At 51.3% G+C, this 21,462-nt stretch carries 19 protein-coding genes; 11 read left to right on the top strand and 8 right to left on the bottom strand.

Annotation, left to right across the window (positions count from 1 at the left end):
• Nucleotides 1-118: 118 nt before the first annotated feature.
• The 6 genes from AC52PS_RS12545 to AC52PS_RS12520 form a co-directional block, all read right to left on the bottom strand.
• Entirely contained in the window at nt 119-982 is an 864-nt protein-coding gene (locus AC52PS_RS12545) for a metal ABC transporter permease (protein ID WP_495563417.1), read from the bottom strand.
• Nucleotides 975-1,772: a metal ABC transporter ATP-binding protein gene (locus AC52PS_RS12540; RefSeq protein WP_495563416.1), complete on the bottom strand. Its 798-nt coding sequence runs from the start codon at nt 1,770-1,772 to the stop codon at nt 975-977. The genes AC52PS_RS12545 and AC52PS_RS12540 overlap by 8 nt, the downstream gene beginning before the upstream one ends.
• Nucleotides 1,773-1,869: 97 nt before the next feature.
• On the bottom strand, nt 1,870-2,700 hold the full coding sequence (locus AC52PS_RS12535; RefSeq protein WP_495563415.1) for a hypothetical protein: 831 nt from the start codon (nt 2,698-2,700) through the stop codon (nt 1,870-1,872).
• A gap of 45 nt (nt 2,701-2,745) precedes the next feature.
• Entirely contained in the window at nt 2,746-3,444 is a 699-nt protein-coding gene (locus tag AC52PS_RS12530) for a potassium channel family protein (protein WP_495563414.1), read from the bottom strand.
• A gap of 53 nt (nt 3,445-3,497) precedes the next feature.
• Nucleotides 3,498-5,279 (bottom strand): TrkH family potassium uptake protein, encoded by a 1,782-nt coding sequence (locus AC52PS_RS12525; protein ID WP_495563413.1) that lies wholly within the window; start codon nt 5,277-5,279, stop codon nt 3,498-3,500.
• Between the two features lie 132 nt (nt 5,280-5,411).
• Nucleotides 5,412-7,073, bottom strand: coding sequence for a diphosphate--fructose-6-phosphate 1-phosphotransferase (locus AC52PS_RS12520; RefSeq protein WP_495563412.1), 1,662 nt, complete (start codon nt 7,071-7,073; stop codon nt 5,412-5,414).
• A gap of 402 nt (nt 7,074-7,475) precedes the next feature.
• Between AC52PS_RS12520 and AC52PS_RS12515 the strand changes: the two genes are divergently transcribed.
• The 8 genes from AC52PS_RS12515 (at nt 7,476) to AC52PS_RS12480 (ending at nt 16,299) form a co-directional block, all read left to right on the top strand.
• Nucleotides 7,476-8,141 carry a methyltransferase domain-containing protein gene (locus AC52PS_RS12515; protein WP_495563411.1) on the top strand — a complete coding sequence of 222 codons (666 nt, stop codon included), beginning with the start codon at nt 7,476-7,478 and terminating at the stop codon, nt 8,139-8,141.
• A 307-nt stretch (nt 8,142-8,448) separates the two neighbouring features.
• Nucleotides 8,449-9,849 carry a radical SAM protein gene (locus tag AC52PS_RS12510; RefSeq protein ID WP_495563410.1) on the top strand — a complete coding sequence of 467 codons (1,401 nt, stop codon included), beginning with the start codon at nt 8,449-8,451 and terminating at the stop codon, nt 9,847-9,849.
• A gap of 3 nt (nt 9,850-9,852) precedes the next feature.
• Nucleotides 9,853-11,136, top strand: a complete 1,284-nt coding sequence (locus tag AC52PS_RS12505) for an FAD-dependent oxidoreductase (protein ID WP_495563409.1) — start codon at nt 9,853-9,855, stop codon at nt 11,134-11,136.
• Nucleotides 11,137-11,328: 192 nt separating this feature from the next.
• Nucleotides 11,329-11,994 carry a PAQR family membrane homeostasis protein TrhA gene (gene trhA, locus AC52PS_RS12500; RefSeq protein WP_495563408.1) on the top strand — a complete coding sequence of 222 codons (666 nt, stop codon included), beginning with the start codon at nt 11,329-11,331 and terminating at the stop codon, nt 11,992-11,994.
• On the top strand, nt 11,991-13,250 hold the full coding sequence (locus tag AC52PS_RS12495) for a lactonase family protein (RefSeq protein WP_495563407.1): 1,260 nt from the start codon (nt 11,991-11,993) through the stop codon (nt 13,248-13,250). Before trhA ends, AC52PS_RS12495 begins: the two co-directional genes overlap by 4 nt.
• A 69-nt stretch (nt 13,251-13,319) precedes the next feature.
• Nucleotides 13,320-15,461 carry a Tex family protein gene (locus tag AC52PS_RS12490; RefSeq protein ID WP_495563406.1) on the top strand — a complete coding sequence of 714 codons (2,142 nt, stop codon included), beginning with the start codon at nt 13,320-13,322 and terminating at the stop codon, nt 15,459-15,461.
• Nucleotides 15,462-15,588: 127 nt separating this feature from the next.
• Entirely contained in the window at nt 15,589-15,753 is a 165-nt protein-coding gene (locus tag AC52PS_RS12485; protein WP_495563405.1) for a hypothetical protein, read from the top strand.
• 93 nt (nt 15,754-15,846) lie between these two features.
• Nucleotides 15,847-16,299 (top strand): hypothetical protein, encoded by a 453-nt coding sequence (locus tag AC52PS_RS12480; RefSeq protein ID WP_495563404.1) that lies wholly within the window; start codon nt 15,847-15,849, stop codon nt 16,297-16,299.
• Between the two features lie 58 nt (nt 16,300-16,357).
• On the opposite strand, the gene AC52PS_RS12475 is transcribed toward AC52PS_RS12480, so the two are convergent.
• Nucleotides 16,358-17,653, bottom strand: coding sequence for a hypothetical protein (locus AC52PS_RS12475; protein ID WP_495563403.1), 1,296 nt, complete (start codon nt 17,651-17,653; stop codon nt 16,358-16,360).
• 107 nt (nt 17,654-17,760) lie between these two features.
• Between AC52PS_RS12475 and manA the strand changes: the two genes are divergently transcribed.
• The 3 genes from manA (at nt 17,761) to AC52PS_RS12460 (ending at nt 21,047) form a co-directional block, all read left to right on the top strand.
• Nucleotides 17,761-19,035, top strand: a complete 1,275-nt coding sequence (gene manA / locus AC52PS_RS12470; protein WP_495563402.1) for a mannose-6-phosphate isomerase, class I — start codon at nt 17,761-17,763, stop codon at nt 19,033-19,035.
• Entirely contained in the window at nt 19,032-19,484 is a 453-nt protein-coding gene (locus AC52PS_RS12465) for a YaiI/YqxD family protein (RefSeq protein ID WP_495563401.1), read from the top strand. Before manA ends, AC52PS_RS12465 begins: the two co-directional genes overlap by 4 nt.
• A 309-nt stretch (nt 19,485-19,793) precedes the next feature.
• Nucleotides 19,794-21,047, top strand: a complete 1,254-nt coding sequence (locus AC52PS_RS12460) for an FprA family A-type flavoprotein (RefSeq protein WP_495563400.1) — start codon at nt 19,794-19,796, stop codon at nt 21,045-21,047.
• A 39-nt stretch (nt 21,048-21,086) separates the two neighbouring features.
• On the opposite strand, the gene AC52PS_RS12455 is transcribed toward AC52PS_RS12460, so the two are convergent.
• Nucleotides 21,087-21,299, bottom strand: a complete 213-nt coding sequence (locus AC52PS_RS12455; RefSeq protein ID WP_495563399.1) for a hypothetical protein — start codon at nt 21,297-21,299, stop codon at nt 21,087-21,089.
• Nucleotides 21,300-21,462 lie beyond the last annotated feature (163 nt).

Below are 21,462 nucleotides of genomic sequence, written 5' to 3'. Positions count from 1 at the left end.
TGCCGGGTTACCGGGTTGCCGACCTGCCCAGTTGCCAAGTTGCCGACCTGCCCAGCTGCGGTGTCGCCCAGCTGCCGACATGCCGGTTTTGGGCGGTGATATCCCTGAAAAGTCCGGGTCATTTTTCCGGGACAGCCGGTGAATCGCCGCTGTCAGCAGCTTTCATCAGTGTACTGCGGAGGAATGAAAAAAGCATTGCCAGAGCAAAGAAGCTGATCAGAACCAGCACGATGGTGGGGCCCGAGGCTGCGTTCCAGTAATATGATGCGTAAAAGCCCAGCACCGTGGATACGACGGCGGTGAGCACCGAAATTCCCATCATCCGGCCCAGTTTATTGGTGAGAACCGATGCGGTGGCACCGGGGGTAACCAGCAGGGCGAGTACCAGCACCACTCCCACCGACTGAATTGCAATGACCGTTGTAAACGCGAGGAGAATAAGCAGCAAATAGCGGATGAATGAGGGGGAAATTCCGATGGCAACTGCGTGGGTTGGGTCAAAAGAGGCTACGAGTAGCTCCTTAAAACTGCTTGCCAGTACTGCCAGAACCCCAAGGGCAACCAAGGACATGGTAATGAGGTCTGTTTTAGAAACTCCCAGAATATTCCCGAAGAGGATATGACTGAGATCCTGGTAGCTGGCGATTCTGCTGAGAAGCAGTATGCCCAGGGCGAAGAACCCGGCGAACACAATACCTATTGCACTGTCTTCCTTCAATGAGCTTCGGCTGCTTATCAGACCGATGCCCAGAACGGCGATGAGCGCAGCCCCCAGCGCGCCGAGAATGAGACTGAAACCCCAGGCGTAGGCAGCCACGATCCCGGGGAGAATCGCATGAGCCATGGCATCGCCCATGAAGGCCATTCCTCTCCAGACGACGAAGGAGCTGAGAAGCGCGCAGGAAATGCCTGCCAGAAGCCCGGCAGCCAGTCCTCTGAGAATAAAACTGTATTGAAGGGGTTCGAGTATGAGCTCAATCATTATGGTAGTCCTTGTGAAACTCAAAGCCATAGGCTTTGGCGATTGTCCGGGGGGTTATGACTTCATCCACGGGACCGTCAGCGATTACCCGTCGGTCCAGGAATACTGCTCGGTTAAAATGTACCGTGAGAACCCCCAGATCATGGGTGCTCACAATGGCGGTTTTCCCTGCCTTGCTTAAGCGTTCGATGGTATGGAATATGAGTTCCTGGGTTTTGATATCCACGTGGTTTAGCGGTTCATCCAAAAGCAGAAGGTCCGCGTCGTGGGCCAGAGTACGGGCGAGCATGACGCGTTGCTGCTGTCCTCCGGATAGCTCAGAAATTTGGCGGGCGCTGAGATCCGAGATTCCCATGGTTTCCATGGCCTGGTCCACCATTTCCCGATCCCGGGCGCCGGGGCGACGCATCCAGCCCAGGTGCACGTAACGTCCCATGGTTACAACCTGCCGGACAGTGAGCGGAAAGTTCCAGTCCACGGAAGAGCGCTGGGGGACAATCGCCACACGATGACGGCAGTGGTGAGCGGGGTTTCCATATACCCTGATTTTCCCCTGCTGTTCCTTTTTCATTCCAAGAATGAGCTGAAGCAGAGTGGATTTCCCCGCTCCGTTGGGACCTACAAGGGCAAGACGTTCCCCCGGTTGGATATGAAGGCTCACATGTTCCAGGGCTCGCTTCTCCGAGTTCGGGTATCGAAAGCTGACATTCGAGAGTTCAAGGGCATCGGTTTGTGGAACGGCAGGAAGATCGCATTGTCCGCCGTATTGAAGCCGGGAAAAAAAGCTCATAATCCTCGCTTTCCCCGTATTTTCCAAACGCCCGGCGGATTGAGTACCGGCTGAGGACCTTCGATGAAACGGGGTATTACAAAGTAATAACGGGATACTACACCCGATTGCCGCCCCGTTTCAATACCTTCTCAAAAGCTTTGCGAAGCCAAACCTGGCCTCCTCCCGGGTTTTTCTCAGCTTCAGTGACGGTGGTTCGTCCCCCATCCTGTTTGGGAGGGTTATAGTTTTTGTTTCCGGAGGTGAAAACCAGATATGTAATTTCCTGCCGATGGTCACGAACGGGATATACAGAGAAGTTACCCCGGGCGCTTTCAGCCCTGTAGACGCCGTGGTCTTTTTGGAAAGCGGTGATAATATGGCCCTGATGTATTCCGGGAAATTCCTGGGATATATAGGAATTGATTAGCTGGGAACGCTGGGCGTCGGTTTTTTCCAGAAAGGAGGGGCTGGCATACAGAATTTCCCCCTTAATATTCGTTATGCAAAGGGGCTGACCGTGATTCTGCACCAAAAATTCAGTCAGGCGATTCAGCGCCTGTATTTTAATACCCCGGGCTTCGTTGGTTTGGAGCAGTTCGGAATTCATGGTATGAAAGCTCTGCCCCAACTCGCCGAGGACCTTATACCAGCGATCGCCCTCGGAACTGAGCCAAAGTTTGCGTTGCATGAGATTCTCCGCCCGGCGCTTGGTTTTGCGGGAGCTGGAAAGAATGACCAGCAAAGCGGCTGATTGAAGGATTGCCAGTATCAGTGAGATGTAGAGGATACCTTCCCTGATTCCCTTCAGCTCGTTGTTCAATTGAACGGCGGAGGCCTCTGAAGTGTCTGGACTGAGCTGAACAAAGGCGTACACCCCAAGCAAGATAATGGAAAAGCATGCCAGGCTCCAAAATACGTACACCAAGTATTTTCGTAGTATTATCATAAGCTATCGCTCCCCCAAGCGGGCCGGGTGAATTCTTGTGCCATGTCAGAGATTGTTGAATGCCTCAATGTCCTGATTCCTGCCCACAATGAGCATAATATCATCCTCATCCAGTCGGTAATCTCCGTCCGGGAAGAGAATTTCTTCGTTGGAGTGGGGGTTGCCCTGTTCATCAAGTTCCACGGCGTTTTTCTTGATAGCGATTACATTTACCCTCATTCTGCTGCGAAGATCCAAATCGATCAGTGTTTGTCCGCCGAAGTCGCCGGGAGTGTACACCTCGGCTATGCTGATATCCTTGGATATGGGAATGCGGTCCAGAATCTGGGGGGCAATGAGGCGCATTGCAAGCTGCTCTCCTTCATCTTCTTCTATATTGATGATCTCATCTGCGCCCACCTGTCTGAGTACCTGTCGGTGGATTGCACTGATTGCCCGGGCTATGATGTAGCGTACACCCGCTTTTTTCAGAAGGGCGGTGCTGAGGATACTTGCCTCCATGTTATCTCCGATGGCAACCACTGCAATGTCGGTGTCTTCCAGAGGCAGTTTGCTGAAGCCTTCCTCGGATGTTGCATCCATAATCACCGCCTGGGTGACGGAATTTTTCACCCGGTCTATGCGGTCTGTCAAACTGTCTACGGCGACAACCTTGGCTCCGCTGTCTGCAAGGACCCTGCAGACCTGGCTGCCGAAAGCGCCCAGCCCGATTACAGTAAATACCTGTTCTTTCTTTTTTGCCATACCATATCCTCTGTTTCATACCAGGCCTTCGCTGAGCAAAGGGTCTGGAGGATTTATCCTATCAGAATATCAGTTTCCGGATAATACACTCCGTCATTGAGCCTTCTTCCCGCCAGAGCGGTAAGTAACGTAAGGGGACCGATCCTCCCCATGAACATCAGCAGAGAGATGATCAGCCTGCCGGATGTGCTGAGATCGGATGTGATCCCCCGGCTAACCCCCACTGTTGCGAAGGCTGACACCACTTCGAACAGAATGTCCTGGAAGGGGGCCTCTTCGCTGATACTCAGGAAAAATACACCGGCGAATACCACGGAGACGGCAAAAATAAAGAGTACCAGAGCATTGCTCGCGGTGTTCCGTGTGAGCGTATATTCGAAGATGCGTACCCTGTCTCTTCCGCTAAGCCGGGATTTCAGGTAGCTGAAGACCACAGCCACGGTATTCACTTTCATCCCTCCGGCGGTGGATCCGGAAGCGCCGCCGATGAGCATCATCAGCAGGGAGAGCATGAGTGCCGTCGATCCCAGGGCTGCAAAATTCATAGTATTGAATCCGGCGGTGCGCAGGGTAACGGTTTGAAAGAATGCAAGAAGATACTGTTTTCCCACAGGTTCCGATGCAAGGCTGTGTCTATACTCAAGGCCGTAGAAAATCAGCATCCCCGCACTCAGGAGAATAAGGTTCGCCAGAAGCACCACCCTGGTATTCAGCTGGAGCTGTATTCCCCGTTTTCCGGATTTGGCCCTCGTGGTCAAGCGTCTTCCCAGAGTTCCTGATGCTTTCAGTACATCCATCATTACCGCAAAACTCAGCCCCCCGGTAATAATCAGAAACGCAACACCCAGATTGACGGAGACATTTGCGGCGAATCCTTCAAGACTGTTGCTGAATAAGGCGAAGCCAGCGTTACAAAACGCTGAAATGGAGTGGAAGAGGGCGAACCAGGCGGATCTTCCGGGTGCCATTCCCGCTGAAGAGAAGGAGAAAAACAGCCACAGCGCACCCAGAATTTCGATGGTGAAGGTGAGGGTCACAATCTGAAGAAGGGATCGGCTTACCCGGTTTAAATCCTCCTCGTTGGTCATATATGAAATGAGGAGTTTATCCTGAAGGCTGAAGGAGCGTCGCAGTGCCCAGGCCGCGGAATAACTGAGGATCATTATGCCCAATCCCCCGATCTGAATGAGTATCAAAATGCCTATCTGGCCGATGAGTGTGAAGTGGGTTGCGGTATCCACCACAATTAGACCGGTGACGCAGACCGCGGAGGTGGTGGTAAACAGGGCGTCTATGAAGCCCAGGCCCTGTCCGTCGACGGTAGTTACCGGAAGCATGAGAAAGAAGCTGCCCACCAGTATTACCATGAGAAAACTCAACACCAGAGTTTGGGCAGGGTGAATGGTCAGGTTATTCAGCAGTGCGGATATACGGCGGATACGGCCGAACACCTTGAACAGCATGAAGAAGTTGCGGACCACAATGAGTCCTGCGATCTGGAAGCCGGCTCCCGCTTCGGGTTGGAGGATGAATTCAGCGTATTTGTTGTACCCGAAGAGAAGTAGAAATACCAGGGAAAAGAGGGTGGAGGCCAGATTGTTTTTCAACCAAATGATCTTATACGGAGCACTGACAATTTCAAAGATCAGTTCCAGCAGGATGAAAAACGCCAGAGTAAAATCGATAGCATTGGTGAATATCCCGATAAAGGGAGCTTGAATCTCCGCCTGTTCCAGAAAAAGGGATATGATGCTCAATAAAAAGGTGAAGATGATCACAGGGGTCAGGATTTTGCGAATGTTTTCGATGAGCCTGGTTCGTGCCGAGGTTTCCATTAATCTGATTATTGTACGAATGGAGTCAGTGAGTAAAGCACGGGCCCTTGCTTTAAAAACGGCCATCCGGAGAACCTGTCCCGGATGGCCTGAAAAATCTGATGCTGAGCTGTTGGAGCGCGGTTTCGGAAATTACTTCCCGGACCGCTCCAGTTTCAGCGTGATGGTCGGCTGGTCACAGACCTCAGTCGGTCCATAGTACTGTATGGCACCGGGAAAGAAGTAGCGGGTATTGCTTGCCCAGTCATCCCGTTTGGATGAAAACTCCGTGAATGGCGCCCCGTCAAGTTCCACCAGGGCCTTACGAATTACCGGCTTCATTTTGCCGTGGCGCTGTTCCATGTTCATCATCATCGTCAGAGGAATGCCACCGGCAATCCACTCAGATGCGGGTTTGTCCAGGTTGCGCACGCTTGAAAGGTAACCGGTGAGTCCGTTGGCAATGAGCAGAAATGCGGTATACCCAAGACTGTAGGTGTAGTCGGCATCGAAATTGGAGGGGAAGGCACAGCGGCCTTCGTATCCGAAGAAATGGGCCAGGGCTTTGAAGGAGCCGGAGAAGTTTCCCTGAGTTTTCCACTGGTCCAGCAGTTCGCCCACCATCTCAATAAGAAGTTTTTCTGTGTCGATGAGGCTCACCTGTACGTTGCCGTGGGGATCCCGGTCAAGAAGCAGCTGCTGGCGGATACCCCTGGGGAGGGAAGAAAACACCTTCGCACTGTGGTCGTTGAGCTTGCTCACTGCGAATTCCGCCTGATCTTCAAAGCTTCTCAAGGTGGCGAAATATTCTTCGTTGTGGGCCAGCAGATCGTTAAGCTCAGAAATGAGCGTTTTCATTTCGGGGATAAATTCGATCAGACCCTCGGGGATCAGCGCAATGCCGAAGTTCTCATTGTTTCCCGAGCGGTGGCGGACTACTTCCGCAATCTCTTCCACTATCTGGTTCAGGCTCTTTTTCTTCTCCGCAACCTCTTCGCTGATAATTGCCACATTGGGATGGGTCTGTAACGCGGCTTCCAATGCGATATGACTTGCGGAACGCCCCATAAGCTTAATGAAATGCCAGTATTTTTTTGCCGAGTTGGCATCTCTCATAATATTTCCGATCAGTTCGGAGTAGGTCTTTACCGCGGTATCGAATCCGAAGGATGTTTCGATGTACTCGTTTTTCAGATCCCCGTCTATTGTTTTGGGAACACCGATAACCTGAATATCTGTGCCGTTGTCCTTGAAGTATTCAGCCAGGAGTGCGGCGTTGGTGTTGGAATCATCACCACCGATAACCACCACCGCATCAAGTTTCTGTTCCTTCGCGGTATTCAGGGCTGAGGCGAACTGTTCAGGGGTTTCGATTTTTGTGCGTCCCGAACCGATAATATCGAAACCGCCGGTGTTGCGGTAGGCATCGATTTTCCCGTCATCGAAAACAATGAAATCATTCTCCATGAGACCGCTGGGGCCGCCGAGAAATCCAATAAGATCACTTTGGGGATTGGCGTTTTTCAGTCCGTCGTAAATTCCGGTGATAACGTTATGTCCTCCGGGGGCCTGGCCGCCGGAGAGAATTACGCCTACCCGGAGCGGTTTCTGAGAGGTTTCGCCCTTTCCGGATTTGAATACCGCAATGGGGGCGCCGTAACTGTGGGGGAAGAGGTTTTTTACCTGATCCTGATCCGCCACTGATTCAGTGGGTTCTCCCAGGTCTACTTGAATATTCGAAATAGCCGAGCCAAGGGCCGCGGGAAGCTTGGGCTGATATTCGTAACGGGCTTTCTGTAGGGATGAGATTTCCATGGAAACTCCTTTATGTGTTATGGGGGATTGAGATAGCAAGTGTACCGGAATTTGTTTCGCCTGTGAAGGGATTCTGGATCGTGGAAAATCCCCTGGGTCGTGTTGACAGGGTATGAAAAATCATATATAGATAAAAATATACTTAAAACAATCCTTGTGTTTTATGAACCAGAGATTAAAATGGAAGTATATACGTACCAATAAAATATGTGAAATGTATCGGGATGCATCAAATAATCAATCTTGAATGTGTCTCAGCATGAGGCGGAAATCAGTCCCCAGCTGTACCGTTCATAGGAAACTGATTTCACGGCCGTGGCAATGTGTACACCATGATATTATAGACAGCATGATGCGTAAATTGCCGCCACCAGTTACCGACCTGTCATATAGGAGCAATATATGTCCGATGGAAGTGTATTAAGTGCCATAGATTTGCGCTACAGCGATTTGGCGGAGACCAGCTGTTGTCTGTCCTGCGGCGGTGCCATCGATAAATCAGAGGCCCGGGAAGGCGAAGTGTGTGTAGATCTTGGCAGCGGCCGGGGAAACGACCTGGTTAAACTTGCCGAAGCCGTCGGCCCGTCCGGACGGGTTCACGGTGTTGATATCAGCGAAGGAATGCTGTCCAAAGCCCGGAGAACCGTCTCAAAAATGGATCTGGAGGACAGGATCGAGCTGCATCACAGCAAGCTTGAAAATATCCCCCTGAAATGCAATTCGATCGATCTTCTCATCTCTAATTGCACCATAAACCATGCTGCAGATAAGTCCCGGGTATGGAAAGAAATTCACCGTATTCTCAAGGACGGCGGCCGTTTTGTGGTAAGCGACATTTATTCTCTCCAGAGTGTTCCCGCTGAGTATGCCCGGGATCCCCAGGCTGTTGCAGAATGCTGGGCAGGATCGGTGACCCGGGAGGAGTACATCTCTCAGCTTGCAGACGCCGGGTTTCGGGATGTCCAAATTCTGGAAGAAAGCGAACCCTACGATAAGGGAAAAGTAGAAGTATGCAGTTGGACGATCCTGGGCTATAAGTCCGGCGGATCATCCTGCTGCAGTAAATAGATGGGGTTTCTCCCTCACCGTTGTGTGAGGGGTGAAGCTCAAACGTAAGGAGGGATCTTTATGAAGAAATCCATGAAGTCTCTGATTCGCAAACAGCCCAAAAACGATAAAAACCAGGCGCAGTGCTGTGCCAAGGTTTCACCTGTCGTGGCGGGCTGTCACGACTGAGGACTGAAACGTCCCGGTCATCCCGGGCCCGCTGGCAGAATGGCGGGTGGTATTTCGGGGGCTCCGGGGGGACATTCCTCCCGGAGCTATTTCTTGGGTCAGGGTATTTGAATCCGCTAGAGCATCAGGATATATGAAGATGAATAAAACACTCTCAAAACATAACATTTTGAAACAGATATACCGGCAGAATGATTGGATCCTTGTGAATCTTCTGCATCAGCAGGCAGACATTATTGACCCCGAATTGGCAGAGAAGATCCTGGACTCCAGCATTCTCGAGCAAAGGGATTCGGAGGATTACCGGGAATTGGCGGAAAAAGGGTACATTATCGATCCCCAACGGGAAACTTCCTCATACCGCCTGGCGTATGCCGAGTTTATGAAAGACAGAGACGCCGGAGAAGTGCAGGTGTTTTATGTTCCCGGCTACGCCTGCAATTTCGCCTGCGAATACTGCTATCAGGATGGCTATATTCATGATTCCCACCAGGCCCAGCAGGAGGTTATTCAAGCCTTCTTTGCCCATGTGGGGGAACAGCTGGCGGGAAGATCATGGTATTTGACAATTTTCGGCGGGGAACCGCTTTTACCGGGCAACGGTCAACGGAAGATCCTCGCTCAGCTTATCGAAGGTGCCAATGCGGCACATGTGGACATTGCCCTGGTTACCAACGGATATTATCTCAGCGAATATATCGATCTGCTCTCGACAGCTAAAATCCGGGAAATCCAGGTGACCCTGGACGGTGTCGGTGAAGTTCATGACCGTCGGCGGCCTTTGAAGCAGGGGCGGGTGAACGGCGGTGAATACCGGAATTTTGAAAAAGTGGTGAAGGGCATTGATGACGCACTTGAAGCGGGGCTTGAGATTAACCTCCGTTCCGTTCTGGACAGGGAGAATCTACCCCGGCTGTATGAGCTCGCAGATTTTGCCATCAGCCGTGGATGGACAAAACACCCCCTGTTTAAAACCCAGCTGGGTAGGAATTACGAACTCCATTACTGTCAGGATCAGCAAAGCCGCCTTTATAGCCGTCTGGAAATGTATGAGGATCTGTTTGAAGAGATTCGCCGACATCCTCAAATCCTGGAATTTCATTCCCCCGCATACAGTATTTCCCGCTTCCTCTTTGAAAACGGGGAATTACCGGTTCCTCTCTTTGACAGTTGCCCTGGGACGAAAACCGAATGGGCGTTTGATTATACCGGAAAAATATATTCCTGCACCGCCACTGTGGGCAAGGAGGGGGAAGAGCTGGGCAGTTTTTATCCCGAATCAGTCTTGAATGATGACATGATATCCCAGTGGGAAGACCGGGATGTTCTCTCCATTTCCGCCTGCAGGGACTGTTCTCTCCAACTGGCCTGCGGCGGCGGCTGCGCTTCGGTAGCATACAACCGGGAAGGCAAACTCCATGCTCCCGATTGCCGTCCGGTTGACGGCCTTATTTCCATGGGAGTGGAACTCTATAAGAATGTGGATTTTGATCAGCTTTTTGGAAATATCGAAACAGACAGCATACATAATCAGGAGTAAAACATGGCAGGCAAAATTACAGAAATCGACGCAGATCAGTATCAGGAGGAAGTTCTTGATAAACCACTGGCGGTACTGGATTTTTATTCCACCGAATGTCCACCCTGTGAGGCATTGGCCAGTAAATATCAGGCTCTCAGCGAGATTTACGGGGAGGACGTGAATTTTGTAAAAATTTTCCGCCAGGGAAACCGTGAACTTGCAACCGAACTGGATGTCACCGGAAGTCCAACCCTTCTTTTTTACCGTAACGGCAAAATTACCGGCGATAAACTCACCGGAGGAATCAAGCGCTCTGATATTATGAAGAATCTGGATGCGTTGGTGGGAGAGCAGCGGGCTGAAGAGCTCCATGGAGCAATTACTCACAGTTCCACAGATGCGGATGTGGTTGTTCTGGGAGGAGGTCCGGCAGGGCTCACCGCAGGGTTGTATCTTGCCCAGGCCCGGATGAAGACTGTGTTGGTGGATGTGGCTCTCCCCGGGGGATACGTGGCGACCACTCATCAGGTTTCAAACTATCCCGGATTCATAGAGCCCCAGCCGGGTATGATGCTCAGCCATTTTATGAGCGAACAGGCAAAGGAAAACGGTGTGGAATTCCGGGCTGCCGTGGAAGTAAATGAGGTGGATCTGGAAAAAAAAGAGGTGTCCATTGACGGTGTTGAGACTATCAGCGGAAAGAAGCTGGTTGTTGCCACCGGTTCAAGTCCCCGCCCCCTTGGAATTCCAGGTGAAATGGAGTACCGGGGAGACGGTATCTCGTACTGCGCCACCTGCGATGCCAAATATTTTGACGATAAAGATGTAATTGTGATCGGCGGTGGGAACTCGGCCATAGAAGAGGCATTATTTATCTCCAAATTCGCCCGCTCAATTACCATCGTTCACCAGTTTGATGATCTCCAGGCTAATAAACAGGCACAGGAAAAGATACGGGCCGATGAGAAGGTTTCCTTTATGTTCAGCCATGAACCCCGGGAGTTCAAGAAGTACGGAACCATGGATATGGGCGTGGTGGTGGAAGATCTGAAAACGGGTAAAACCAAAGAGGTCCGCGCCCACGGCGTATTCGTGTTTATCGGCTTCGTTGCCAACCTGGAAGGACTTGAAGGTCTGGATCTTGATCAGTGGGGGCATATCAAAACTGATAGTGAAATGCGGACCAATATTGACGGAGTGTATGCTGCGGGGGATATCGTATCCAAGATGTACCGGCAGATCACCACGGCGGTAAGCGACGGCACCATTGCGGCCATCAGCATCAGCAAAGAGCTGGCCGAGTAAAGGCTGAGTCTGAGCGGATCCCACCCGGAGGATCCAATCCTCCGGGTAACATGATTGGATAGTCAAAAAAAATGGTGTAGGGTGAGGTGATTTCAAAACGGCAAAGAATTTTGAAATCGTCAGTACCGTTTTCTCGTATCCGGAGCCTGGAGAAATTCAGGGTTCATTAAACGATTACAGGAAGGATGCCCTATGCCCAGAATTACCTTAGCTTCAGAGCGGGTGAATTTTTTTACCCATGCCGCAGGATTCATTATCTGGATTCCCCTTACCCTTTGGCTGGTCTTTACCGCGCGGGGAGCAGCCGATCTGATGATCGTATCGTTGGTGTACGGTCTTTCCGCAATGTTTCTTTTCTTTTCCAGCGCCAACTACCATTTTCATAAATCCGCCGAAAACGAACAGTCCATCCGGCGGAAATTAGATCATATCGCCATTTTCGTGATGATCGCCGGATCTTACACCCCCATTGCATATATGTGGTACGAGGAGCCCTGGAGCTGGCTCATAATCAGTCTCCAGTGGGGTCTTACCCTCGTCGGTCTGGTCTACAAAATATTTGTTCCCCATCCTCCTCGTTGGATCGCCCCCGCCATCTATGTTGCCATGGGATGGGTTGCCCTGGGCGCCATCGTTCCCCTCTACAATGCCATGACCGGACCGGTATTTCTGGAAATGATCCTGGGAGGGGTGTTGTACACCGTCGGTGCCTTGATCTATGCCCTGAAACGGCCGAATATTCCCGGAAGCAAGCTGGGGTTTCATGAGATATTTCATCTTTTCATACTCGCCGGTGCGGGAGTGCACTTTGCCATGCAATACCGCTCGATCATTCATCATCTGGGAGCTTTCGCATGATCCGTTTTTCTCTTCTCAGCGGATCGTATACTCTCAGGGAGGGCCATGTTCCCGACCCCAGGGGTGAATCTGTGGTGTATCACTCTGTTGAAATGGATGACGAACTCATACATCGGACCGGGGCGCAGAATGCCGTTCCAGGGGCCGGGCTTCCCGCGGTTCACTCCAGGAGCATCAGCCGGATTCCCAACCCCAGCTGGATTAATCCCGATAAAAACCGGGGACTGATCTACGTGGCCACTGAGGTATCCGGAAGCCAGAGCGGTCTCTATGTGTATTCCATGGAATCATTGAATGCATCCCGGGAGCAGGAACCCCTGGGCGCAGTTCAGCTCTCCGACGGGCTCTGTCATTTGAGTCTCATAGATCCCGCCACCGGGCAGCACGATCCTTCTCAGGCATATTCCGCCGTCGGTGAATCTGGTGGTTCCTATGGCGGTTCCTATGGCGGGCCCCTAATTCTGGCGTCTTCCTATGGATCCGGCATTCTTCATGTGGTGGATGTGGGCAACCCGGCGCACCCCAAAGAGATACATCGTGTACAGATGCACCTCCCTTCCGCCCAGACGCCCCCAGACGGACGGAACCACGAGCGGCAGGAGTCCCCTCATATCCATTTTGCCGCAGTTCATCCCCAGGACGGGAAGATCTACTGCGCCGATCTTGGAAGCGACCGAATTTGGATTATCAGGAACTATGGAGCCGGGGAAACACCGAATCTGGGCTACACCCAGCTGCCCTGGGGTTATGGACCCCGTCATCTGGAATTTGACTCCGACGGGGTTCATATCTATGCCCTGTGTGAACTCAAACCCAGGTGTCTGGTATTCCGGAGGGAGCAGGGGGGGCTTACACTGATTCATGATATTGATATTTCCTCTTCGGCGGATCTCCAGGCACCCTCGGCCATCCAGCTGCACCCCTCGGGGCGTACGCTGGCATTGTCCAACCGCTTTGCCGACGAGATTATTGTTCTGTCTTTGGAGCGGGAAGCCGGCGGGGATGTCCTGAGGCCCCGTATTCAGCGGACATTTTCCTGCGGGGGACGTACGCCCAGGGATATGAGCTTTTCCCCCGGGGGAGAGTTCCTGGCGGTGGGGAACCAGGATTCCCATGAAATCAGCATATTCCCCTTCGACCCGGCTGGAGGAAGTGCCGGAATTCCCGGAGGGAATTCGGAAGAGGATATCCGGCCCATTCTAAATATTGCTGCAGGTTCTCCCGCCCGAGTTGTCTGGATGCCGAAAGGCCGGTAATCCATTAGCATAATCCAATAGCATAATCCGATTGCATAATCCGGCGGGGGAAGTCATACTTGCCCTGTTATGAACATATCTATAGCCCAGATCGCATCCCAGTTGGGGCTGCCGTCTGTATCAATACAGAAAACATTGGAACTTTTGGAAGACGGTGCCACCGTTCCGTTTATCGCCCGCTACCGGAAAGAGGCCACCGGGAATTTGGATGAAACCCAGATTACCGCTGTGCGGGATACCGCAGCCAGGCTTCGTGAGCTGGAAAAGCGCAGGGAATACATCATCTCGGTAATTCGCAAGCAGGAGAAGCTCAGCCCGGAGCTTGAGACAAAAATCCGGGCCGTCGATCGGCTTACCGAACTTGAAGATATCTATTTGCCCTTCAAACCGAAACGGAGAACCCGCGGTCAAATAGCCCGGGAAAAGGATCTGGAAGAACTTGCTCTCAGAATTCTTGCTCAAAAAGGGGGCCGACCAGATGAGGCCGCCAGACAGTTTGTGGGCGGAGAAAACCAGGTGGCGGATGTGAAAGGGGCGTTGGACGGCGCCTGCGATATTATCGCGGAAATTATCAGCGATGATCCTCCTGTCCGGGGGGAACTTCGGCAGCTTTTTATTAATACCGGGGTGGTCAGTTCACAGGCGGTGAAAAAACACGCAACCAGCGAGGAAGCCCAGGTATACCGGGATTATTTTGATCATCAGGAACAGCTGAAGCGAATTCCTGGACACCGATTTCTCGCCATGCTCAGAGCGGTGGATGCGGGATTTGTGCGGATGAAAATTGAACTGCCACAGCAGACGGGGGTGGATCTGATTCACCGCCGCTACCTCAAATCGGGGGCCTCACCGGGAGAACGTGAGCTGATCTCATCGGCAGGATCCGACGCCTATCAGCGTCTTATCCAGCCTTCGCTGGAAAATGAAATGCGGAAAGCCCGCAAGGAGCAGGCGGATGGGGAAGCCATTGACGTGTTTACTGAAAATCTTCGTCAGCTCCTCCTTGCCCCTCCTTTGGGGGAGGCCCGGGTTTTGGGTGTGGACCCCGGACTGCGCACCGGATGCAAACTGGCGGTTCTGGATTCCAGCGGAAATTTACTCTCTCATTATGTAATGTATCCCCTTCCGCCCAGGCAGGACAGTCAGGGAGCCGGGAGTCTTTTGCGCAAGCTTGTGAACGAACACGATATTCAGGCAATTGCCGTAGGCAACGGAACAGGAGGTCGGGAAACTCTCAGTTTCATTAATTCCCTTGACCTGGACAGAAAGGTGACCGTGACTATGGTGAATGAAAGCGGTGCCTCCGTGTACTCCGCATCCTCCCTGGCCAGGGAGGAATTTCCCGATCTTGACCTGACGGTCCGGGGAGCGGTGTCCATCGGCCGCCGTCTGATGGATCCCCTGGCGGAGCTCATTAAAATCGATCCCCGTTCAATCGGCGTGGGCCAGTATCAGCATGATGTGGATCAGAAGCGTCTTCAGCAGGGGTTGGACGATACAGTCATCAGCTGCGTGAATGCCGTAGGTGTTGAGCTGAACACCGCAAGCGCAAGACTGCTTTCCTATGTTTCCGGCCTGAGTCCGGGCATGGGAAGGGCTGTGGTGGAACAGCGCAGCGCAATGGGGAAATTCCGGAGCCGGAAGGAATTACAGAAGGTAAGCGGCTTGGGGCCGAAAATCTTTGAACAGGCAGCAGGTTTTTTACGGATTCATGACGGGGAACATCCGCTGGATAAAACCGCCGTTCATCCGGAACGCTACCCCCTGGTAGAGCAAATGGCCCGTGACCTGGGCGTTTCCCTGGAGCAATTACCGGGAAATGGGGGACTGATTTCCACAATAGATCCGGAAAAATATCTTGGGCCGGATCTGAATATGGCCAGTTTTACAGATATTATGGCCGAACTGCAGAAGCCGGGCCGGGATCCCCGGGAGGGTTTTCAGGCCTTTCAGTTTGCCGAAGGTGTTGAGAACATTCATGATTTGAATGAAGGAATGAAACTGCCCGGTGTGGTGACCAACATTACCAAATTCGGAGCATTTGTAGATATCGGTGTTCATCAGGACGGCCTTATTCACATCAGTGAAATGGCCGACCGCTTTGTCCGGGACCCGGGTGAGATTCTGTCGTTGGGACAGCAGATAACGGTCAGGGTTCTCTCTGTAGATCCGGCCCGGAAACGGATAGGATTGAGTTTAAAAACGGGTTAATCCACCCATCTTTCCGGTTTTCCCTCGCAGACAGAAGCTTCTGGTTTTATAATGGTATTCCGGAGGCACTTTAAACTCTTTGTTTTTCAAGTGGCCATACCGTGAAGAGATGTTTGAGGAGGATTCAATGTGGAAGAAAGTGATCAGTGTGGAGGACTTTGCCCGGGAACTGACAGAGCGGCTGGAAGTGAACAAGGATATTAATTGCTGCAAGGAAGAAATTCTCAGGCTGATGAGTATTGTTGCAGAGAAGATTCCCGAAGAAACGATTGAAGTAAACTGGAAAGAATAAACGCTGTAGGGAAACAATGAAAATATTCTGCACTATGGGGCGGTAGTATAAGACCGGAAGGCAGAGTTACACCCAAACCAACTGGAGGAAAATGTGGAACAGCTGTTGGCGACAATTAATGAATTGGAAAAGAAGGCTCCGGGGCTGGAAGAACTGCACCATGCATTCGGGGGCGTATATCGGGAACGGCTCACCCAGGCTCTGAAGCGGAATCACGTGAGGGAGGTGTTTTATCCTCTTATACTGGATCCCTGGAATACCGGCGATCTGAAACAATTTGTGGAAGACCGGAATTTCACCTTTCATGAAATTTTCGAGCTGCAGCAGGAAATGAAGCGGTTCATGGATGATCTTCGGGAAAGCTACATGTGTGATCTTGATAATATTATTTCTGAAGCCGGGGCTCACCTTCCTTCAACCCTGAGTTATCCGGAAAAAAGCCTGGTGATTCTGTATAATCTGAACCGGCTTTGTGAAGCCCAGAAGGGTTTGTTGGAGAAGCTGGCGACAGTTTCAGATAAATCTAAAGATGTATACAACCATTAGAGAATGCCCCAAAGAGTGTGGAAAAATCCTCAGCTGCAGCATGGACTGCAAGTGCGGTCTAGAGTAGCCTGACGCAGCCCTTTTCTCTGGGATACAGGGGCTGTATATCGATTCTTGTAAAAAATTTCCGGATCAGGATCTCAAATTCAGCGCCATAGGCCGGGGGCAGAAGAAAAAAAGCTTTGGAGTCCAGCCCCGGTCCGAAAGGGCCGTGCACAATTTCCACATCTTCCTCAATTCGGAAAATCGAAAGAATGCTGTGAAGAAGTTCCAGCTGGTCGTTGTAGTTGGCACTTTTTTTGTTTATGAGGTTTAAAATATGGCGGTATTCATGAAGATATTCCTGAAATAGATGATACAGGCGGGAGTGATTACCGTTGCGCAAACAATGAATTAGCTGCTGAATTCGGAAATTTTCGCTGTAGAAAAAGTGAAGAAGTACGATATCTTCCTGGCTGTACCCGGTGAAAACCTCCGCGTCCAGAATGCTTTCCCCTTTTAAGGCAATAATTTTTTCCAGCTCTTCATGGAGATGGGCGTATGCGGTCTCCGATCCGGCATTTGCCGAGAGGCTGTCAACGATATATTGCCTTTTTTCAAATAGCGCCTGATTCTGATTGATTCTCTGGATGGAGAATTCCGGACTGAGGTCTATGTAGTGAAGGCCTCCGGCAAAAATCACTGCCGCACTTCCTAAATCCCCGGTTTCGGAGAAATAGCGTTCCTCTATTGCCTTTACGTTTTGGCTCAGGTTTATCTGTTCCAGCTGTTTTCCGCTGTCAGTTCGAAATCCGTTGCCTCCGTCCGCCAGAATGGAAAGGCAGAGAACCGTGAAGGATGCCGACGCGTTCAGGCCGCTGCCGGGAAGGAGCGATGCATTGAGATAGGCATCGAAACCGCCGGTTTTGATACCGGCTGCGGCAAGTATCGCTGCTGCTCCCCGAATCAGAGCCGAGGAAGTGCCCCGTTCCTCATCAAGGGCCTGGTGATTATCAATATCAACATGGAAGGGGTGTTCATAGCCCTGGGAGTACATTACCACCTGTCTGTCGCTGCGGGGGCGTACGATTGCCCTAATGTCAGGATTAACTGCAGCGGCAAGGGTTCTCCCATTCCAGGATTCCGCGTGGCTGCCGGCATAGGTTATTCTTCCGGGGCAGCTGTATACATATACCTGGTCATCGTCCCTGAGGGCGAGAAATTGCTCACCTTCCGTGCAAAGTTCCCGGTAGGGAAGAGGGAGCTTTGAAAGTTCGTCGTTCGAGAGTAGCTCCTTGTGAATCCCCAGTCCGGTAAGTATACGGTTGGGAAACCCTGCGGAGGAGGTTATCTGTTTACATTCGCTGAAACGCATGGAATTCTCCATTATCGACAAAGCATGGCCAATATTCTTATACTTACTATAAAATAAATGCCATTGAAGTGCGAATTATTCACAGAAATATCTGAAGAGGGGAGTCTATGTATAGAATTATTCCGGCGGTGATGAGCTACGATTGGGGAAGCCACGGGGAAGTTGAAAAATATTTTGGAATTCCCAATCCCCCGGGGAAAGCTCTTGCTGAGCTTTGGTTTGGAGCTCATAGAAAAGCCCCTGCCAGAATTGCTGACGAGGGAGAGTTCAGTCTTAGAGATCTGCTGGTATCCCATGGTGAGGATATTCTGGGAAAGGAGCTGTACCGACGCTTTGGGGGTGAGTTTCCCTTTCTATTGAAGATACTATCTGCCGGGAAAGGATTGTCCATTCAGGCTCACCCAAGCAAGGTTCAAGCGGAGGAAGGGTTTTCCCGTGAGGAAGAGCAGGGCATAGATATTGACGCTCCTGAACGGAATTACCGCGACGATAACCATAAGCCGGAATGTATTGTTGCGGTAAGCGAATTCTGGGCGCTCAGCGGATTTCGCCCCCCGGAAGAGATTCTGACCAATCTCCGGCGGCTTGAGGCGGCGGGGTGCCAGGCGGAACTGATTTCCAAACTGGCAGCCATTTTGGAGGATGCTACGGGGGAAAATACTCTCCGGGACTTTTATACCGCCTTAATGAACGCCGATCGGGAGGATGTGAAGACGCTCCTGGAACAAAGTCAGAAGGCTGCACGGCATTACATTTCCGGCACTGACCGGAATAACCTGGACCAGCAGGATCAGCGGATTTGGTACTGGGTGCTGGAACTTGAGTCACAGTTTCCCGGAGATCCGGGGACTTTGGCTCCCCTTTATCTGAATATTATCAAACTGAACCCCGGTGAGGGACTGTTTATGCATGCCGGAATCCTTCACGCGTATCTGCGGGGCACGGGAATCGAGCTGATGGCCAATTCCGATAATGTACTTCGGGGTGGTTGCACCTCCAAACATGTTGACGTACCCGAACTGATCTCTGTTCTGAATTTTACACCTTTTTACCCCGATACTCTCACCCCCGACAGTCACGGATGGTACAAATCTCCGGTTCCCGAATTCCGTATAGCCAGGGTACGTATTCACAGCGGAGAGGGGGAAGCAGAGCTGCGCAGGGAGATGGATCTTGGAACGGCTCCGGCTATTTTGCTTGCGGAAGAGAGCCCGCTGCGTGTGGAGCACGGGGAAGAGATTCTCACCCTAAGCAGGGGTGAGGCGGTGTTTATTCCCGCTGAACGGCAGTCTGATGGTGATATTACTCCTATTGCTGTGAAAGCGGAGGGAGATTCAGCCGCATTTGCATTGGCAAGTGTCAATTCCGGGGAAGAGGCATGATCATTTATGTGGATGCTGACTCATGTCCTGTGAGGATCAGGGAAATCATCTCCAAGGCGGCGGGCAACCGCCGGGTGAAGGCGAGATTTGTGGCTGCACGAAGCATCCCCATTAAATCGTCACCATGGATTGAGCTGATCGTGGTTGAACCGGGACAGGATGCGGCGGACATAGAGATTCAGAACATGGCCGAGCCCGGAGATATGGTGATTACCCGGGATATTCCCCTGGCTGCCGAACTGGTGGAACAGGGGCTCACGGTTCTCAACGACAGGGGGACGCAGTTCACCCCGGAAAATATCCGCACACGCTTGAGCGAGCGGAATTTCATGGCAGAACTTCGGGCAATGGGGCTTGAAAGCATGAAAGACCGGAGTTTTTCCGCCAGGGAAATTCAGGCCTTTGCTTCCGCCTTCGACCGGGAGCTCACCCGGCTGCTGAAAAGCTGAGCATCTTTCAAAATTAGATTTGGAAAGATGCTGAATAGCGGGCCTTAATCAAAATCTCCGTACAAGAAAGGAGCTATGATTTCTAAAGGTCTTGGCAATTTCCAAAATCGCTTATTTTTGAAATTGCCTCAGATACCTGACCGCTTCGTCTGCGGGGGGGTATGGGTAAATATCATAAAAACAGTCATATTTTCCTTGCAAAATATGGCGTATGGTTATAAATTTATCGAAATACTGAGAGGCAGTTTAAAATTTTCCTTTTGAACCGGCCTGTTGAGGGATTTTGTGTAAAAATCTGAGGAGTTACGTATGGGAATGAATGTTACAGAAGTTACCGATGGAATTTACCGGCTGTCAGCCAATGCAGAACCCAACTCCCTTCTTTTTGAAGGAATTTGGCCGATCCCCAACGGGGTGAGCATGAACAGCTACATTGTCAAGGGCGAGAAAGTGGCCATTGTGGACGGTGTCTGCGGTTGGGACGGTGTCCCTGAAACGCTCTTTGAGCAATTTGATCAGATGGGGATTAAAGCTGAAGATATCGATTATGTGATTGTGAATCACCATGAGCCGGATCACAGCGGCTGGCTGGAGGACTTTAAAAAAATCCGGGACGATTTCCAGATTATTACCAGTGTAAAGGGTGAGCCTCTTCTTGAGGCATTTTATGAGATAAGCAATGATGTGCGTACTGTAAAGACCGGAGACAGTCTGGATCTGGGAAACGGCCGGGTCTTGGCCTTCGCGGATATTCCTAACGTTCACTGGCCGGAAACCATGGCAACATTTGATACAAAGAGCGGAACGCTCATGCCCTGCGATGCCTTTGGTTCCTTCGGAGCAATCAGCGATGCACCTTACGATGATCAGCTTTCCCAGGAAGACATAGATTTTTTCGAACATGAAGCCGTTCGTTACTATTCCAATATCGTAGCGGCGTTTTGTCTGCCTGTGAAGAAGGCCATTAAGGCAGTGGAGGAACTTCCGGTGAAGATTATTGCACCGGGGCATGGAATTGTGTGGCGGAAGGATCCCTGGAAGATCGTAAACGACTACAAACGCTACGCCAGCTATGATAAGAATCCTGCTAAAGAAGAAGTGACGGTGCTCTGGGGTTCCATGTATGGTATGACGGAAAAGGCGGTGAAACCTCTGGTTGAAGCCATTGAATCCGAGGGTGTAAAGGTGCATGTACACAGACTGCCCGAATCTCCCCTGGGGGATGTACTTACCTCTGCCTGGACCTCTACAGGTATTGTGATGGGCATGCCCACATATGAGTACAAGATGTTCCCTCCCATGTTTGCCGCCCTGGATGAACTTGCAAAGAAGAAAGTGAAAAACCGCAAAGCATTCCGTTTCGGCAGTTACGGCTGGTCCGGGGGTGCTCAGAAGGAACTCGATGAGTTGATGGCCAAGCACAAAACCGGATGGGATTTCCTGGAAACTGTTGAGTTCAAGGGTGCACCGGGAAAAGAAGATATCGATCTGATCAAGGAGCGGGGAAAAGAACTGGCCAAGGAAGTAAAACGAATGGTTGCAGAAGCTCCCGCCATCACCTGATAGTTAAGCTTTCCCCACATATACATAAACAAAATAAGACTACCGGGAGAATTCAGAAGAATTATCCCGGTTTTTTTTTGATTTCAGAATCAGACTCGGTCTGATATCCTGCATGGTCTGCTGCATTTCTGTGTAGCCTTCAGGTGCCGAATGTGAAAGGCCGCGAATTTGATGGGTTCGCTCTTGACTGATTCTGGAGATGTTTTTGATGGAGGCCACCATCTCTTCAACCGAGGCGGAGGACTGTTTCACCGCGCTGGATCCTTACCGGTGCAGCTTGCCTGCCCGGGTTTCGGAACCTAAAGGATCGGAAAAACCGAAAGCGGATAGAATCCGGATCAGTTGGTGAAGCTATACTCTCCCTGAGAAACTGCCTGGTTGTTGTCCCCATTTTCGTCGTCCACCCTGCTCAGGG

It is taken from the genome of Salinispira sp., from assembly GCF_059431795.1.
Note: the sequence above shows the minus strand (reverse complement) of the source record. Positions and strands in the feature narration are given on the sequence as shown.

Coding starts and splice junctions, on each gene's coding strand:
- AC52PS_RS12545 (WP_495563417.1), bottom strand. CDS start 982: ATGATTGAGCTCATACTCGAACCCCTTCAATACAGTTTTATTCTCAGA.
- AC52PS_RS12540 (WP_495563416.1), bottom strand. CDS start 1,772: ATGAGCTTTTTTTCCCGGCTTCAATACGGCGGACAATGCGATCTTCCT.
- AC52PS_RS12535 (WP_495563415.1), bottom strand. CDS start 2,700: ATGATAATACTACGAAAATACTTGGTGTACGTATTTTGGAGCCTGGCA.
- AC52PS_RS12530 (WP_495563414.1), bottom strand. CDS start 3,444: ATGGCAAAAAAGAAAGAACAGGTATTTACTGTAATCGGGCTGGGCGCT.
- AC52PS_RS12525 (WP_495563413.1), bottom strand. CDS start 5,279: ATGGAAACCTCGGCACGAACCAGGCTCATCGAAAACATTCGCAAAATC.
- AC52PS_RS12520 (WP_495563412.1), bottom strand. CDS start 7,073: ATGGAAATCTCATCCCTACAGAAAGCCCGTTACGAATATCAGCCCAAG.
- AC52PS_RS12515 (WP_495563411.1), top strand. CDS start 7,476: ATGTCCGATGGAAGTGTATTAAGTGCCATAGATTTGCGCTACAGCGAT.
- AC52PS_RS12510 (WP_495563410.1), top strand. CDS start 8,449: ATGAATAAAACACTCTCAAAACATAACATTTTGAAACAGATATACCGG.
- AC52PS_RS12505 (WP_495563409.1), top strand. CDS start 9,853: ATGGCAGGCAAAATTACAGAAATCGACGCAGATCAGTATCAGGAGGAA.
- trhA (WP_495563408.1), top strand. CDS start 11,329: ATGCCCAGAATTACCTTAGCTTCAGAGCGGGTGAATTTTTTTACCCAT.
- AC52PS_RS12495 (WP_495563407.1), top strand. CDS start 11,991: ATGATCCGTTTTTCTCTTCTCAGCGGATCGTATACTCTCAGGGAGGGC.
- AC52PS_RS12490 (WP_495563406.1), top strand. CDS start 13,320: ATGAACATATCTATAGCCCAGATCGCATCCCAGTTGGGGCTGCCGTCT.
- AC52PS_RS12485 (WP_495563405.1), top strand. CDS start 15,589: ATGTGGAAGAAAGTGATCAGTGTGGAGGACTTTGCCCGGGAACTGACA.
- AC52PS_RS12475 (WP_495563403.1), bottom strand. CDS start 17,653: ATGCGTTTCAGCGAATGTAAACAGATAACCTCCTCCGCAGGGTTTCCC.
- manA (WP_495563402.1), top strand. CDS start 17,761: ATGTATAGAATTATTCCGGCGGTGATGAGCTACGATTGGGGAAGCCAC.
- AC52PS_RS12465 (WP_495563401.1), top strand. CDS start 19,032: ATGATCATTTATGTGGATGCTGACTCATGTCCTGTGAGGATCAGGGAA.
- AC52PS_RS12460 (WP_495563400.1), top strand. CDS start 19,794: ATGGGAATGAATGTTACAGAAGTTACCGATGGAATTTACCGGCTGTCA.